The sequence below is a fragment of the Phytohabitans maris genome (assembly GCF_031085175.1).
In the GTDB taxonomy this organism is placed as follows: Bacteria; Actinomycetota; Actinomycetes; order Mycobacteriales; family Micromonosporaceae; genus Phytohabitans; species Phytohabitans maris.
Genome location: NZ_JAVHUY010000027.1, coordinates 92,965 through 108,437, shown reverse-complemented (window position 1 = coordinate 108,437; position 15,473 = coordinate 92,965). Strand labels below are relative to the sequence as shown.

The 15,473-nt window shown below is 74.3% G+C and carries 11 protein-coding genes and 1 pseudogene; 5 read left to right on the top strand and 7 right to left on the bottom strand.

Annotated features, from left to right (window positions below):
• Window positions 1-15 precede the first annotated feature (15 nt).
• On the bottom strand, window positions 16-1,263 hold the full coding sequence (locus RB614_RS26585; protein WP_308715368.1) for an MFS transporter: 1,248 nt from the start codon (window positions 1,261-1,263) through the stop codon (window positions 16-18).
• Between the two features lie 106 nt (window positions 1,264-1,369).
• Here RB614_RS26585 and RB614_RS26580 point away from each other — a divergent pair, with 106 nt between their 5' ends.
• A complete protein-coding gene (locus tag RB614_RS26580; RefSeq protein WP_308715367.1) occupies window positions 1,370-2,059 on the top strand; it encodes a GntR family transcriptional regulator in 690 nt (229 codons plus the stop codon).
• Window positions 2,056-3,150 (top strand): tartrate dehydrogenase, encoded by a 1,095-nt coding sequence (locus tag RB614_RS26575; protein ID WP_308715366.1) that lies wholly within the window; start codon window positions 2,056-2,058, stop codon window positions 3,148-3,150. Before RB614_RS26580 ends, RB614_RS26575 begins: the two co-directional genes overlap by 4 nt.
• A 65-nt stretch (window positions 3,151-3,215) precedes the next feature.
• Here RB614_RS26575 and RB614_RS26570 read toward each other — a convergent pair whose 3' ends face one another.
• The 5 genes and pseudogenes from RB614_RS26570 to RB614_RS26550 all read right to left on the bottom strand — a co-directional run bounded on the left by RB614_RS26570 (window position 3,216) and on the right by RB614_RS26550 (window position 9,211).
• Window positions 3,216-4,004, bottom strand: a complete 789-nt coding sequence (locus RB614_RS26570; RefSeq protein ID WP_308715365.1) for an alpha/beta fold hydrolase — start codon at window positions 4,002-4,004, stop codon at window positions 3,216-3,218.
• A 1-nt stretch (window position 4,005) separates the two neighbouring features.
• Complete coding sequence (locus RB614_RS26565; RefSeq protein WP_308715364.1) at window positions 4,006-4,800, bottom strand: MBL fold metallo-hydrolase; 795 nt, start codon at window positions 4,798-4,800, stop codon at window positions 4,006-4,008.
• A complete protein-coding gene (locus RB614_RS26560; RefSeq protein WP_308715363.1) occupies window positions 4,790-5,587 on the bottom strand; it encodes an alpha/beta hydrolase in 798 nt (265 codons plus the stop codon). The genes RB614_RS26565 and RB614_RS26560 overlap by 11 nt, the downstream gene beginning before the upstream one ends.
• Window positions 5,584-6,453, bottom strand: a pseudogene (locus RB614_RS26555) (alpha/beta fold hydrolase); the annotation flags it as partial. The gene RB614_RS26560 and the pseudogene RB614_RS26555, both read right to left, overlap by 4 nt.
• Before the next feature lie 4 nt (window positions 6,454-6,457).
• Entirely contained in the window at window positions 6,458-9,211 is a 2,754-nt protein-coding gene (locus RB614_RS26550) for an ATP-binding protein (RefSeq protein WP_308715361.1), read from the bottom strand.
• 66 nt (window positions 9,212-9,277) lie between these two features.
• On the opposite strand from RB614_RS26550, the gene RB614_RS26545 reads away from it, so the two are divergent.
• Window positions 9,278-10,276: a helix-turn-helix domain-containing protein gene (locus RB614_RS26545; protein ID WP_308715360.1), complete on the top strand. Its 999-nt coding sequence runs from the start codon at window positions 9,278-9,280 to the stop codon at window positions 10,274-10,276.
• A 21-nt stretch (window positions 10,277-10,297) separates the two neighbouring features.
• On the opposite strand, the gene RB614_RS26540 is transcribed toward RB614_RS26545, so the two are convergent.
• Window positions 10,298-11,287, bottom strand: coding sequence for a hypothetical protein (locus RB614_RS26540; RefSeq protein ID WP_308715359.1), 990 nt, complete (start codon window positions 11,285-11,287; stop codon window positions 10,298-10,300).
• Window positions 11,288-11,465: 178 nt separating this feature from the next.
• Here RB614_RS26540 and RB614_RS26535 point away from each other — a divergent pair, with 178 nt between their 5' ends.
• Both RB614_RS26535 and RB614_RS26530 read left to right on the top strand, forming a co-directional pair.
• Entirely contained in the window at window positions 11,466-13,073 is a 1,608-nt protein-coding gene (locus RB614_RS26535) for an NACHT N-terminal Helical domain 1-containing protein (protein WP_308715358.1), read from the top strand.
• Window positions 13,060-15,456, top strand: coding sequence for a tetratricopeptide repeat protein (locus tag RB614_RS26530; protein ID WP_308715357.1), 2,397 nt, complete (start codon window positions 13,060-13,062; stop codon window positions 15,454-15,456). Before RB614_RS26535 ends, RB614_RS26530 begins: the two co-directional genes overlap by 14 nt.
• Window positions 15,457-15,473: the final 17 nt, after the last annotated feature.

The following is a 15,473-nucleotide window of genomic DNA, read 5'->3' as shown; positions in this document are numbered from 1 at the left end:
CTCTCTTCCGGGGAGTCAGGAGATGGCCGGTGCCGGCGCGCCTCGCCGTTGCAGGTGCCCGAGCCGTACGACGACGAGGACGGCGAGCGTGGCGAGCACCGCGACGTCGAGCAGCATGCCGGCCCAGCCGGTGAGGTCGACCACGGCACCGATCAGCGCGGGTCCGCCGAAGCCGCCGAGGTACCAGGTGACCGCGTACAGGCCGGTGTAGGTGCCGAGCACCCGACCGGAGGGGGCCAGGTTCCAGAGCGCGACCACCGCGTTGATCGTGAAGGCGGCGGCACCGACCGCGGCGAGGCAGAACGCGACGACCGTTCCGGTGGCGGTCTGCGCGAGCGTGCCGGCGGCCAGCGCGGCGGCGAAGAGGGCCATGCCCACGCCCATCGTCCGCAACCGCCCGAAGCGTTCGGCGCAGAGCGCGGCCGGGTAGGCGGCGAGCAGGTAGGCGACGCCGCTGGGCAGGGTGAGCCCGCCCGCCTCGCCGCGGGTGAGGCCGAGCGCCTCCATGCCGTACGGCGTGACGAGGGCGCGGGAGGCGAACCACGCCCCGCCGAAGAGCAGGACGGCGAGGAGCAGCAGGAGCCGGCGGCGGTCCGGGTCCTCGACCAGCTCGGCGAGCACCCGCCGGAACGGTACCCGCGCCCCGGCGGGACCGGCGGCCGCCTCCTCGGCGAGCGCGGCCTGGTAGGCCGGCGACCGGTTGTCGCGCACCGTGGCGATCAGCACCGCGGTGGTGAGCAGCAGGATCACCGACGGGATCACGAACGCGCCGCGCGGGTGCTGGTCGACGACGAGCAGGCTGATCAGCGACGCCACGATGATGGTCAGCGAGGTGGCGATCTTCACGATCGCGTTCGCCCGGCTCCGCCGCGCCGGCGCGACGAAGTCCGGCACCATCGACTCGGTCAGCGGCCGGGTGGTGTTGGCCAGCAGCGCGTAGAGGAACATCACCCCGACCAGCGCGGCCAGCGACGTGGCCCAGGGCAGGAAGACGAAGATCACCGCGGCCAGCGGCATGCCCACCGCGAGGTACGGCATGCGCCGTCCCCACCGGGTCCGGGTGTTGTCCGAGCGGTTGCCGATCCAGGGCTGGACGAAGATGCCCAGCAGGTTGTCCATCCCCATCAGCAGGCCGACCAGCCCCGCGCTGCCCACCTGCTCGCGGAGCAGGACGGGCACCTGGTTGTCGTAGAAGTTCCAGGCCGACTCCTGCGCGAAGATCGCCAGGGCGACGAGGAACGTGATCCTCCGGGTGCCGGCCATGCTCACGCCTCCTCGCACGCTGTGTCCCGCGTCACGCTATTTTGCTGTAGCAAACGAGTCAACAGTTGCATCCAAATTTGACCATCGCATGCGATAGGGTGCGGGCATGCCGGTCACGGAGACGCTCGCCGATCAGGCGTACCGCCAGATCCGCACCGCCATCGCCACCGGCGAGCTCGCCTCGGGGGAGAAGGTGACCGAGCGCGGCATGGCCGAGCGGCTCGCGATCAGCCCGACCCCGGTCCGCGAGGCGCTGCGCCGGTTGGAGCTCGACGGGCTCATCGAGCGGATCGGGCCGCGGACGGTGCTGGTCGCCGCGATCCGCGACGCCGCCATCGACGACCTCGCCGAGGTGGAGGTCGGCCTGCGGGGCCTCGTCGCGCGGTTCGCCGCCCGGCACGCCAGCGCCGACCAGCTCGACGCTCTGGACGAGATCCTCGACCGCGCCGACGACCTGCTGATCCTGGTCAAGGAGCGCCGGCGGCAGGGGCAGCCGACCGACCGGCACCTCACCGCGCTGCTCGACGCGATGCAGGAGTTCAACGACGCCGTGAACGCCTGCGCCCACAACCCGGTCCTGGTCCGGATGCTGGAGCAGAGCCGGGTCTTCTCCCGCCCGCGGCGCCGGGAGCTGCTGCTGCGGCGGGTGGCGCAGGACGATACGTTCGGCCTGGAGCGGTACACCAGCCACCGCGCCCTGGTCCGCGCGCTCCGCGCCGGCGACTCCGCCGCCGCCGAACGCATCGCGATCGAGGACTCGCAGGGCGGCCTCGCGGCGCTGAGGGAGGGATCGTGACGTCGCACCGCATCGCCGTCATTCCCGGTGACGGCATCGGCAAGGAGGTCGTCCCGGCCGGGCTCGACGCGCTGCGCGCCACCGCCGACCGCTTCGGGCTGCGGCTGGAGTTCCAGCGGTTCGACTTCGCCAGCGCCGACTACTGGCAGGCGCACGGGACGATGCTGCCCGCTGACTGGGAGGAGACGCTGCGCGCCTACGACGCCATCTACTTCGGGGCGGTCGGCTGGCCCTCGGTGGTGCCGGACCACGTCTCCCTCTGGGGCAGCCTGCTGCGGTTCCGGCGGGTCTTCGACCAGTACGTGAACCTGCGCCCCTGCCGGCTCATGCCCGGCGTCCGCAGCCCGCTCGCCGGCCGGGCACCCGGCGACATCGACTTCGTCGTCGTCCGGGAGAACACCGAGGGCGAGTACTCCAGCGTGGGCGGGCGCGTCTTCGAGGGCACCGAACGGGAGACCGTGCTCCAGGAGACGGTCATGACCCGGGTCGGCGTCGACCGCGTGCTCCGCTTCGCCTTCGAGCTGGCGGATCGCCGCCCGAAACGGCATCTGACGTCCGCCACCAAGAGCAACGGCATCTCCATCACCATGCCGTACTGGGACGAGCGGGTGGCCGCCATGGCCGAGCGGTTTCCCGGCGTCCGGCTCGACAGGTTTCACATCGACGCGCTGGTCGCCCGGTTCGTGCTCCAGCCCGACTGGTTCGACGTGGTCGTCGCCAGCAACCTCTTCGGCGACATCCTCTCCGACCTCGGCCCGGCCTGCACCGGCACGCTCGGCATCGCCCCGAGCGCCAACATCAACCCCGAGCGCGAACACCCCAGCCTCTTCGAGCCGGTGCACGGCTCCGCCCCGGACATCGCCGGCAAGGGCATCGCCAACCCGGTCGGCCAGATCTGGTGCGGCTCGATGATGCTGGAGCACCTCGGCCACCCCGAGGCGGCCGCGCACCTGCTCGGCGCCGTCGAAGACGTCCTGGCGCGGGGCCCGGGGGAGGCGCCGCTCACCCCCGACCTGCACGGCACCGGCACCACGGCGGAGCTCGGGCACGCCATCGCCGAACGGGTCCGCGAGCGCCAGCCACCCCCGTGATCGAAGCTCCCGCCACGCCGTTCTAGCGACATGAGGGGAGCTTCGATCACGGAGCGGTGGGGCGGTTACGACATCGCGGCCGAGACGATGAGGTCGGCCGCGGCGTCCGGACGGGACATCATCGCCACGTGCGAGGCGTTGACCTCCCTGGTACGGGCGCCGGCGCGCTGGGCCATGAAGCGCTGGGCGGCGGCCGGGATCACCCGGTCCTGCTTGGCGACGAGGTACCAGGAGGGGATGGCCTTCCAGGCCGGTGCACCGGAGGGCTGTTGCAGGGTGGCCAGGTCGCCGGGGCGCTGGGTGGCGGCCATGAGCGCGGTGGTGCTGGCCGGAAGGTCGGCGGCGAAGATCTCCCGGAAGACGCTCGTCTTGATGTAGCCGTCGAAGGTGCTCGGGCCGGTCGGCCGGATGTCGAGCGCCTCCTCACCGAGCCGGCTGCCGGGGAACTTCGTCTGGAGCGCGACGAGCGGCTCGCCGTCGTCGGGCGCGAACGCCGCGACGTACACGAGAGCCTTGACGCTGGGGTTGCCGGTGGCGGCATTGGTGATGACGATGCCGCCGTACGAGTGTCCAACCAGGACGATCGGCCCGCTGACGGTGGCGAGCACGCTCGCGATGTACGCGGAGTCCGAGGCGACGCCGCGCAGCGGGTTGGCTGGCGCGAGCACCGGGTAGCCCTTACGGTGCAGGCGCTTGATGACGTCGTTCCAGCCGGAGGCGTCCGCGAAGGCGCCGTGTACGAGCACGACGGTGGGCTTGGGCCCGTGCGAGCGGGACGCCGCGGACGCCGCCGGCGTGGCGAGCAGCCCGGCCGCGGCCAGCACGAGCACGAGCGCGGTCAGAAGTCTTCTCATGTCAGGTCTCCAGGTCGGTGGGGGTGCCGATCGTCAGCCAGCGGACGCGGTCGCGCACGTCGGGCGGCGCGGCCGCGAACTCGGCCTCGATGACCGGGCGGGGCTGCTGGAAGTGCTTCCAGCCCTCGTAGTGGACGGGTACGGCGGTGTGCGGGCGCACCTCGGCCAGCAGGGTGACCGCGTCACGGGCGGTCATCGTGTAGCGCAGCGGTCCGGTCACCGGAAAGCGCACGCCGCCGAGGTGGAGCAGCGCCAGCCCGACCGGCACGCGGCCGGCGACCTGGCGGACTCCGCCATAGAGGACGGTGTCACCGGAGATCCACAGGGCACCGTGCCGCTGCCCCTCCCAGCGCAGCGCGAAACCGACCACGTCGCCGACGATCGGCCGGCTCAGCGGCGGGCCGTGGCGGCAGGGCGTGGCGGTCACCTCGATGGAGGGCCGTCCGGGACTGTCCAATGTGGTCGATGCCCAGGGCGCCAGCCCACGCGCGCCACCACCGAGCCGGCCCGCGCCGGAGACGGTGGTGACCACGGTGCCGGCTCCGGGGAGCAGCTTGCGGCCGGCGTCGTCGAGGTTGTCGCCGTGGTGGTCGTGGGTCAGCAGCACCGCGTCGACCGGTCCGAGCGCCTCCGCCGGCACGGCCGGGCCGGCGAGCTTGCGGGAGGAGGTGCCCCAGCCGAACGCGTACCTGCGCCCGGCCGGGTCGAACGTCGGGTCGGTCAGCAGCCGCCACCCGGCCACCTCGATCAGCACGGTGGGGCCGCCGACGTGGGTGAGGCGGACGTCAGCGGGCATGGGACAGCGCCCACTCGAGCGCGTAGTCGGCGATCTCCTCCCAGCCCTTCTGGGCCGGCAGCAGGTGCGCGTACCCCTCGTACTCCCGGACCTCGGTGACGGTGCTGGACTTGTAGTGCTTGGCGTTCGACTTCTGGATGGCCGGCGGCATGATGTGGTCTTCGCTGCCGGAGATGAACAGCAGCGGCGCCCGGTCGTCGTTGTGGTAGTCCACCCAGGTGTCCTGGTGGCCGGGCTGGAAGTTGGCCAGCACGCTGCCCCACAGGATGCCGCCGTTGGCCGGGACGTGGTAGCGCTCGTAGAGGGCGCGTGACTCCTCCTCGGTGAAGGTGTTGGTGAACGCGTACGTCCACTCCTCGAAGGAGAGCCCGATCGCCTTGTGCCGGTTGGCCGGGCTCTTCAGCACCGGAAACGTCGACTTCACCTGGGAGAGCGGCACGACCCGGACCCCCTCGGTGGGCGCCGAGTTGAGCGCGACGCCGGCGGCGCCGAAGCCGTGGTCGAGCAGGATCTGGGTGAACGCTCCGCCGGCCGAGTGGCCCATGATGATCGGTTGCTTGTCCAGCTCCCGGATGATCCCCTCGATCTTCTCGATGATCGCGGGCACGGTGACGTCGACGATGATCTGCGGGTTTTCCCGCAGCGCCTCGACCTCCACCTCGAAGCCGGGATAGCCGGGCGCGATCACCCGGAAACCGCGAGCCTCGTAGTGCGCGATCCACTGCTCCCAGCTGCGCGGGGTCACCCAGAAGCCGTGGACGAGAACGATCGTGTCGGGCGTGGTCATGGCAGGCTCCTTACAAAGGCGAGCAAATCTTCGGACAGCTGCTGCTTGTGGGTGTCGGTGATGCCGTGCGGCGCGCCCGCGTACACGGTGAGCGTCGCACCCTCGATGCGCGCGGCGGAGGCCTTTCCGCCGACCTCGAAGGGGACGACCTGGTCGTCGTCGCCGTGGATGACGAGCGTGGGCACGTCGAAGGCGTCCAGGTCGGCGCGGAAGTCGGTGGCCGAGAACGCGGCGATCGACTCGTACGCGTTGCGGTGCCCGGCCTGCAGGCCCTGCCGCCAGAACGCGTCCCGCACGCCCTGGGACACGCTCGCCCCCGGGCGGTTCAGGCCGAAGAACGGGCCGTCGGCGAGGTCGCGGTACAGCTGCGAGCGGTCGGCGAGCGAGCCGGCCCGGATCGCGTCGAAGACCTCGATCGGCAGGCCGCCGGGGTTGTCGCCGGTCTCGAGCATCAGCGGCGGTACGGCCGAGACCAGTACCGCCTGGGCGACCCGGGCGGTGCCGTGCCGGCCGATGTACCGGGCCACCTCGCCGCCGCCGGTGGAGAAGCCGACCAGCGTGACGTCGCGCAGGTCGAGGGCCTCGACGACGGCGGCCAGGTCGTCCGCGTACGTGTCCATCTCGTTGCCGCCCCACGACTGGGTGGAGCGGCCGTGGCCCCGGCGGTCGTGCGCGATCGCCCGGTACCCGTGCTCGGCCAGGAAGAGCTGCTGGGCCTCCCAGCTGTCGGAGTTGAGGGGCCAGCCGTGGCTGAGTACGACCGGCCGCCCCTCACCCCAGTCCTTGTAGAAGATCTCGGTGCCATCGGCGGTGGTGACGAACGGCATGGCGCGCTCCCGTCCACGAAGGTGCCCCGATCGTCGGCCGCGGCTAACTCTCCTCGAATCCCGTGAAACGCGTAGTCGCGGCGGCGAGCTGGCGGCGGGAGGTGACCTCCAGCTTCCGGAAGACCTTGCGCAGGTGGTAGTCGACGGTGCTGGCGCTGATGAACAGCTGGGCGGCGATCTCCGCGTTGGTGGCCCCGGTGGCGGCGAGCCGGGCGACCGCGAGCTCCTGCGGGGTGAGGCCGGTCGCGGTCCGCTCCGAACGGCGGCGGGCGGTCTCGCCGGTGGCGGCCAGCTCCTGTGCCGCCCGGGCGGCGAACCCGGTGGTACCCATCTCCTCGAACCGCGCCAGCGCGGTCCGCAGCTGGTCGCGGGCGTCCCGGCGGCGTTTCTGGCGGCGCAGCCACTCGCCGTAGAGCAGGTGCGCGCGGGCCAGGTCGATGCGCGCCCGGGTCCCGGCGAGCCGCGCGATCGCCTCGCGGTACAGCGGTTCGGCCCGCCCGGCGGGGGCGAGCAGGGCCTGGCAGCGGGCCAGCAGGCCGAGCGCCCACGGTCCGCCGGCGGCGGTCGCCCGGGAGGTGAGGGTGGCGAGCGTGGCGTTGGCCAGGACCCGGTCGCCGCTGCGCACGGCCGCCTCGATCAGGTGCGGCATGATCCGTGAGTGCACGCCGAGCGCGTCCCCGGCGATCAGGTGGTGGCCTTCGGCCCGGGCCCGCGTGTAGTCGCCCTGGCCGAGGGCGAGGATCACCCGCCCGATCCGCGCGATCGACTCGACCGCGCCGTTGCCGAGCCAGGTCGCCGCCGCCATGGCGCCGTCGAGAGCGGGCTCGATGTCGTCGCGGTCGGCCCGCCAGGCGAGCAGCTCGGGGTGGCGGTAGATCGCCCAGACCTCGTCGGTGGCGCCCATCGCCGCCCGGATCTGATGGCCGTCGACCAGCGGCTCGTCCGCGGCGGCGAGGTGCCCGAGGTTGGTCTCGTTCATCACCGCGCAGTACAGGGCGGAGTCCAGCTGCCGGAGCGCACCGGCCCGCCGGGTGACCTCCACGGCCCGCCGGATCACCGCGGTGTGCAGCGGCTCGTCCCACAGCATCATGCTCAGCCAGACCGCCGGCACGTAGCCGCGCACGTACTCCTCCTCGGCGGTGCGCGGATCGAGCATCGCCTGGCAGGCGCGGCGCATGTGTGGCACGGCCCGCTCGTAGCCGTCCAGGCCGAGCCGGCTGAACGCGTCCATGAGCAGGTCGGGGCCGGTGGCGGGCGGGGTGTCGCCGACCATCCGCCGGATCGCGTGGGCCACGTCGACGGGTGGCGTGGTGGTGCGCCCCTCCGCCGTGAGCGTGTGGTCGACGGTCATCAGCAGCGCCTTGCGGGCCCGCTCGGGCGCGGCCGACCCGAACGACACCGCCGCCTCCAGCGTGAGCGACGGCGCCCGGGCGAACGCGCCCTCGGTGCCCAGCGTGATGAGCGCGCTGGCCCGGACCATCAGCGCCCGGCCCCGCACCACGCCGTCCCCGCCCGCCTCGCCGACCGCTTCGACCAAGGCCTGGGCCTGCAACGGCGCGCCCGCCAGGAACGCCGCCTCGGCCGCCGCGAGCAGCCGCTCGGTGCGGTCCGGGCCGTCCGGGGTCAGCTCGGCGGCCCGGGTGAGGAAGGAGGCGCGGGCCGCGTACCCGCCGCGGGCACCGGCCCGGTCCGCGGAGCGTTCCAGCTCGGCGGCGACCGCGGCGTCCGGGCCGACGCTCGCCGCGGCCAGGTGCCAGGCCCGCCGGTCGGCGTCCGCCGGGCGGGTGGTCGCCGCCGCCAGCGCGGTGTGCGCGTGCCGCCGCTCGACGCTGGTCGCGCCGCCGTACACCGCGGAACGGACGAGGGGGTGCCGGAACTCGACGGTGGCCCGCAGTGCCAGCAGTCGGGCCGCCTCGGCCGGACCGGTCGCGTCCGGGCCGACGCCGAGCCGGGCGGCCGCGTCCCGCACGTACCCCAGGTCGCCACCCGGCTCGGCGGCGGCCAGCAACAGCCAGGTACGGGTCGCCCCGGGCAGCTCGCGTACCTGCCGCAGGTAGTGTTCCTCCAGCCGGCCGCCGACCGGCAGCGGGTCGGGCAGTGACAGGCCACCGGCGAGCTGGTCGGCGGAGAGCTCCTGGCCGAGGTCGGTGAGGGCGAGCGGGTTGCCGCCGGTCGCGGCCACGATGCGGGCGCCGACCCGGCCGTCGAGCGACCCGGCCACGACCGAGCGGAGCAGCTCCAGAGCCTCCGGCTCCTCCAGGCCGCCGATCTCCATGACCGGCAGCCCGGCGAGGCCGGTGAAGCCGCCGCGGGTGGCGAAGACCAGCCCGACCCGGTCGGCGTGCAGCCGCCGCCCGACGAAGGCCAGCACCGCCAGGGACTCGCCGTCGAGCCACTGCGCGTCGTCCACGCAGCACAGCACCGGGCTCTCCGCGGCCACCTCGGCCAGCAGCGTCAAGGCCGCCAGCCCGACCAGGAACCGGTCGGCCGGCGCACCGCCGACCAGGCCGCACGCCACGCGCAGGGCCCGGTCCTGCGCCGGGGGCAGGCCGCGCGGCACCTTCAGGTACGGGATCAGCAGCCGGTGCAGCGCGGCGAACGGGAAGTCCGCCTCGGCCTCGACGCCCGCGACCCGGAGCACCCGCAGGTCGCCGGCGGCCGCGGCGGTGTGGTCCAGCAGCGCCGTCTTGCCGATGCCGGCGTCGCCCTGGAGCACGAGCACACCGCTCAGTCCGTCGCGGACCGACGCGACCAGCTCCTCCAGGCGTTCGCGTTCCTTGACCCGCCCCCTGAGCACGGCGCCCCCCTCGCACCACCTGCGTGGGAACCTAGTGAGCGGAGCGCGCCGGCGTCGGGGCTGTGCGTGCACCGTTCTCGGCTCACCGTGCACACCAGGGCGGCGCAGATGGGGTTCGTGTTGGATACGGCGGACATTCCGCCCGGCGAGCGCGTCGAGGCGGTGTACGCGGCGATGGTGGCGGCGTCCGTTCCGTCCTATGTGATCCACGAGGATCCCCGCGGTGGCGTGCGGACCCGCCTGGAGGTGTGGGACCTCGGCGCGGCCAACGTGTTCACCGCCCGGTCCACCGGCATCCGCCTGCTGCGTACGCCGAAGCAGGCGAAGCAGGACGCCGCCCCGGTCATCGCGCTCTCCCTGCAGCGGGCCGGCGACGGCCGCCACGAGCAGTTGGGATTCCGGCAGGTCGTGGCCCCCGGCGAGCTGCTGATGGTCGACCTCTCCGCGCCGTACGACTTCTCCTGGTCGGGCGAGGGCGCGGCCGGCTGCGTCCAGGTACCCATCGACCAGGTCGGCCTCCCGGTCGACCTGATCCGGCGGGCGGCGGTCAACCTGCGCACCAGCCCGCTCTACGGCCTGGTCACCAACCACGTCGCCCAGCTCGTCCAGGACGCCGAGCGGCTCAGCGCCGACCCGGCCGCCGACGTGCTCGGCCGGGCCAGCATCGAGCTGGTCCGCGCCCTGCTCGCCTCTGCGGCCGGCGCCGAGCCGCACACCCGCGCCGTGCTCGCCGAGACGCTGCCGACCCAGGTCCGCGCGTACGTCCGCCAGCACCTCGCCGACCCCGACCTGCGCCCGGCCACGATCGCGGCGGCGCACAACGTCTCGCTCCGCTACCTCTACAAGGTCTGTGCCCAGGCCGACTTCAGCCTCGAACAGTGGATCATCGGCGAGCGGCTGCGGGGCGCCCGCGAGGAGCTGCTGAGGCCGGAGAGCCGCGGCCGTACGATCGCGACCGTCGCCCGCCGCTGGGGCTTCAGCGACCCGACGCACTTCACCCGCCGCTTCCGCGACACGTACGGCCTGACGCCGAGCGAGTACCGCCGCCTGGCGTTCCGGCGGTAAACCGCGAAGTGGGCGCCGCTCTCAGCGCTCGGGGTCGTGCAGCGAGGTCGGGGAGAGGAACGGCCGGAGTGGACCGCCGTCGGCGATGCCGGGCAGCCGCCGGGCCACGCCGGCGAGGAGGTCGGCGACCTGGACCCGCGGATCGTCCCGGGAGTCGACCATCACCAGCCCGGCCAGCGGCGAGACCCCGGCCGGCGAAGCACCGGCCAGCACCTTCCGCAGGCGGCTCAGCCGGCCGGCGGTGAGGGCGCTCTGCTCGTCGTGGATCACCAGCACCTGCCGCTGCCGGCGGCTCCAGAACAGGACGGTCTCGGCGAGCGCCGGCAGCATCGGCTCCAGCGGCGGCGGGATCGACTGGTCGTCGTCGCTGAGCCGGTTCAGCACGGCCCACACCCGGGTGCGGCTGAGCGCGTCGAGGACATCTCCGGCCGCCGGGTCGAGCCCGTCGTTCCGGGCCAGCGCGTCCCGCGCCTGGAAGAACCGCTCCAGGGCCTGGCGGTCCGGCCGGTGCCGGCGCTTGATCCGGACCAGGTCGACGAAGGCCGTGAGGAAGTCGCGCCAGTCGGGGCCGGCGGCGCGCCCGGCCCGGTACAGCGCGAGGGCGGCCGGACGCTGGTCCCGGGTCAGCCGGGTACCGGCCGCGTACGACGGCTTCGCCAGGAGCAGGTCGACGATCCGGGTGGCCAGGAAGAACTCCTTGTCGACCAGATGGACGTGCGCCCGCCCGGCCAGCGCGGTGAGGAACGAGTCCAGCGCCTCGCCCGCCTTCGGGCTGCGCAGGAACTGCCCGGACTTGAACTCGTGCGGGGAGAACCGGTACCCGGAACGCAGGGTCGCGATCACGCCGACCGCCTCGCCGACGCCCAGGTCGACACTCGCGTGCGTGATCACCGGGGTGGCCGGGTGGAGCAGGTTGGTGCCGGAAAACCCGGACTCGTCACAGGCGATCTCCACGACGGGGCCGGCCACCGTATCGGCCGGCGGCAGCCCGCCCTGAAGCGGCAGCCTCACCCTCGATCCCCCACCATGCCGACCATGCTCGCTCGCCCGACCCCGATCGGACCAGCGAATTGCGCGGGCGAGGAGCGCGGCCCACTGCCGGGTACGTCGACGGCGTGAGTAAGAAAGGCGACGGTCGAGCCCGCGGCCAGCGTGCGATACTGCGGCAACTCGTCGTGACGGAGGCAGGATGGCCCGGGATGCCCGGCAGCTCGGCGCGGCCGTCGCGAAGGTCGCGCTCGCGGGTCTGTTCGGCGGGGTACCGGGCGGTTTGCAGGAGGCCGGCGCCCAGGCGATCGAGTTCGCGTTCGGTGCCTCGGACGGGCGTTCGCGGCAGCAGCTGAAGCGGATCACGGGTGCGGTCGAGGAGGCGCTGGCCCGGTTCGCGGCGGCCGAGCACCTCGACCAGGACGCGGTGGGGCGGGCGCTCGGCGCCGTCTCCGACGTGCTGGCGGCGCACCCGCTGACGGCGGCCGACCTCGTCGCGGTAAACCTGGACGCCGACCGCGCGGTCGCGCTCGTGACGGCCCGCGCGGCCGGCCCGCTCGCCGATCTGGACGAGGCCGACCGCCGCCTCTGCGGGCTGGGGCTCGACGCGACGGTACGGGCGCTGGTCGAAGCCGGCGGCGAGCTGCCCGACCTCGAGCGGGAGTTCCAGCGGGCACTGCTGAGCCGGCTGGCGGATCAGCGGGAGGCCTCGGACGAGCTGCGCCACACGCTGGACGTGATGCGGGCCGGCGCGATCCTGACCGAGGCGACCTGGCCGTGGTGGCAGGACCAGTACCCGCCGAGCGCGCTGCTCCGGGCGCAGTACGGCATCGTGCCGTTCCACGGCCGTGAGCGGGCGCTCGACGAGCTGCTCGGCTGGCTCTCGACCGGTCCGATGACCGCCCTGACCGCGCTGACCGGCTCCGGCGGCATGGGCAAGACCCGGCTGTCGATCGAGTTGTGCGCCCGGGCCCGAAACGCGTCGTGGCGGGCGGGGTTCCTGCACCCGTCCGTCCAGGCCGTGTCGACCGACCAGCTGGAGCTGCTCGCGACCGGCAGCCGGGGCGTACTGGTGGTCGTCGACTACGCGGAGACCCGGCGGCCGGCGACCGCGAGCCTGATCCAGGCGGCGCTGCGAGCCCACGTCCGGGTGCGTCTCGTGCTGCTCGCCCGCTCCGCCGGCGACTGGTGGTTGGAGCTGCGGCACAGCTCGGGTCCGGTCGGCGACTTCGTCAACGGGCCGGCCGTCGCGCGGCGGGAGATCGACCCGCTGGCGGTCGACCCGGCGGCCCGGAGCGAGACCCACCGCCGGGCCGCGGCCGCCTTCGCCGGGGTACTCGGCCTGGCCACACCGGACGGGCTCGCCGACGGGTTGGGCGGGCCGCTGTTCGACCGGGTGCTCTTCATCCACCTGCGGGCCCTCGCCCTCGTCCTGGGCGACCCGGCGGCCACCGAGGGGGCACTGCTCGACTTCGCCCTGCGGCGCGAACAGTCCTATCTCGACGGTGGCCTGCACGCCGCCGGCCTGGCCGGGCTCGCCGGGCAGCCGATCCGGCAGGCCGCCGCGCTGGCCACGATGGCCGGCGGCGCCACCTCGCTCGGGCAGGCGATCGAGCTGCTGCGCCAGGCGCCGCTGCTCGCCGACCAGCCGCAGGCCGTGCTCGCCCGGGTCGCGACGGTGCTGCACGGGCTGTACCCGGCCGACGCCTGGCTCGCCGGCGTCCAGCCCGACCTGCTGGGGGAGCACCTCGTCGCGGCCACGATCGACGACGACCCGTTGCTGCTCGGGGCCTTCGGTGCCGTTCGATGAACGGCAGGCCGTCAACGCGCTGACGGTGCTGACCCGGCTCGCGCAGCGGGAACAGGACGTCGGCGAGTGGATCCACCGGGCGCTGCTCGCCGACCCGGCCGGGCTGCTCGGGCCGGCGATCCAGGTCGGCGTGGAGACCGGCCACCCGATGCCCCGCGTGGTCGACGTGCTCCTCGGCGAGGTCGACCTGCCTACCGAGGTCCTCGTGGCGGCGCGGGCGCGGATCCCGCCGTACACAAGCGCGTTGCAGTCGACCGCCGCCCTGATCACCGGGATGCTGCTGGAGCGCGGGGCGGTCGCCGGTACGCCGGAGGGCGTCGGCCTCGCCGCCGAGCACGCCGAGCGCCTGCTGGAGACCGGCGACCTCGACCGGGCGGTCCGGATGGCCCGGGAGGCGCTCGCCCTGGCCCGGCCGCTGGCCGCCGACCATCCACACGTGCTGCTGCACGCCGCGCGGGTGCTGTCCGCCTGCCTGTCGGTGGCCGGCGACCACGACGAGGCGATCCACCTCGCGGAGCAGTCGGTCGGCCTGCTCACCCAGTTGCGCCTCGACGGCCTCGCCGCCGGCGCCGCCGCCTGGTACGCGCTGGGTGAGCGGCTGCTCCGCGCGGGCCTGAGCGATCGGGCGCTGGCCGCCTTCGACCGGGCGGCGGTCGCGTACGGCGCGCTGACCGGCGCGCCGGCGGCGGCCGTGCCACCGGGCCGTACCGTGCCGGCCGTCCCGCCCGAAGAGGTCGGCGAGCTCTACTACGGGCTGGCGCTCGCGCTGCTCGGGCGGGCGCAGGTCCTCGACGACCTGAAACGCCCCGCCGAGGCGCTGCCGGCCGCCGTCCGCGCCCTGGGCATGCTGCGGGAGCGGGCGGCCCAGGCTCCGGACGCGTACGGCCTCGCCCACGCCAAGGCCGTCCTCGCCACCGCGCGCTGCCTCGCCAGCGCGGTGCGCGGCGACCCCGACGGCGCCGCGGCCGCCGCTCCGCTCGTCCTGCCGTACCTCATGGCGGCGGCGCTCCAGGTGCTGGAGGACGCCGGCGTACGGCGGCGGCTCGACGAGGTCCGGTCCGGTGCGGCGTACCTGGCGGGGCTGGTCAAGAGCATGTCCGGGGAGGACCCCGACCCGTTCGTCGCGGCCGTGGACGCGCAGGTCGACCTCGGCCTCGCGTGGCTTGCCGACGACCGGCCGGCGGAGGCCGCACTCGCCGCCGCGGCGGCGGTGGAGAGCGCCCAGGCGCTGATCGAGAGGTTCGGCGAGGTGGGCCGGCTGCCGCTCCAGCGGGCGCTGATGGCCCGCAGCCGGATCCGCGAGCGGGCGGCGGACGTCGAGGCGGCGCTCGCCGACGCGGCCGAGGCGGTGCAGACCGCGGCACACGACCTGGACCGGGTCGTGGCGGCGCACACGCAGTCGATCCGGCTGGGGCGGGCCGGCCGCGGAGCCGAGGCGTTCGCCGCCGAACGGGACGCCGTCGAGCACCTGATCCCGCTCTACCGGCCGGACCAGACCGACCAGGTGTTCGCCGCGGTACACATGACCGGGCGGCTGTTCGTCCTCGCCGAGGAGGGCGACCGGCTCGCCGAACTCGGCGACGACGTCCTGCGGTTCGGCGTCTCGGTCCTCACGTCGTTTCCCGGCCACCGCGCCGAGGCCCGGATCCTGGACAGCCTCGCGTTCATCGGGTTCGGCGCCATCCGGGCCTACGGCGCGCGCGACGACCCGGCGAACGTCGCCGCCGCGCACCGCGCCCTCACCGCGCTGACCACCCGGTACCCGGCCGCCGAGGTGTTGCGGGACGCGCGGGTCATGGCCGCCTTCAACGCCATCCGCTGTCACCTGCGCAACGGCCGGCTCGACCTGGCGACGGCGGCGTACGAGGACGTGGCGGCGCTCGCCGAGGCGGACGGCGGCACCGACGAGGCGATCCTGGTGGAACAGGCCAAGTGCGCCAACGTCCTGCTCAACGTCCTCGTCGACGTCGACTTCGCCCGGGCGGCCGAGCTCGTCCGCGCGGCGGGACCGGCGCTGCGCTCACCGGCGTACCTCGCGGTGCTGCCGCGGATGGGCGAGGACGACCCGCCCGGCTACCTGGAGTGGCTCGACCAGATCGCGTCCGGCCAGGGCGTGGTCGTCGACCAGGACACCGACCCCGCGGTGCTCGCCACCCTCGACGCCGACCACCGGGCCACCCTCGCCGAACGCCTGCGCACGATGGGGGAGGACCATCCCGCCACGCTCGCCGTACGGATCAACCTCGCCGAGATCCTGCGCCTGCGCGGACTGCGCGGCGAGGCCGTGGCCGAGCTGACCGCCGCCCTGGAGTCGTACCGGCGGGTGCACGGCGCCGACCATCCCGACACCCGCGCCGTCGAGGAGCGCCTCGCCGGCCTGTAATCCCCGGCAGCCCTTGA

Coding starts and splice junctions, on each gene's coding strand:
- RB614_RS26585 (WP_308715368.1), bottom strand. CDS start 1,263: ATGGCCGGCACCCGGAGGATCACGTTCCTCGTCGCCCTGGCGATCTTC.
- RB614_RS26535 (WP_308715358.1), top strand. CDS start 11,466: ATGGCCCGGGATGCCCGGCAGCTCGGCGCGGCCGTCGCGAAGGTCGCG.
- RB614_RS26560 (WP_308715363.1), bottom strand. CDS start 5,587: ATGACCACGCCCGACACGATCGTTCTCGTCCACGGCTTCTGGGTGACC.
- RB614_RS26565 (WP_308715364.1), bottom strand. CDS start 4,800: ATGCCCGCTGACGTCCGCCTCACCCACGTCGGCGGCCCCACCGTGCTG.
- RB614_RS26570 (WP_308715365.1), bottom strand. CDS start 4,004: ATGAGAAGACTTCTGACCGCGCTCGTGCTCGTGCTGGCCGCGGCCGGG.
- RB614_RS26580 (WP_308715367.1), top strand. CDS start 1,370: ATGCCGGTCACGGAGACGCTCGCCGATCAGGCGTACCGCCAGATCCGC.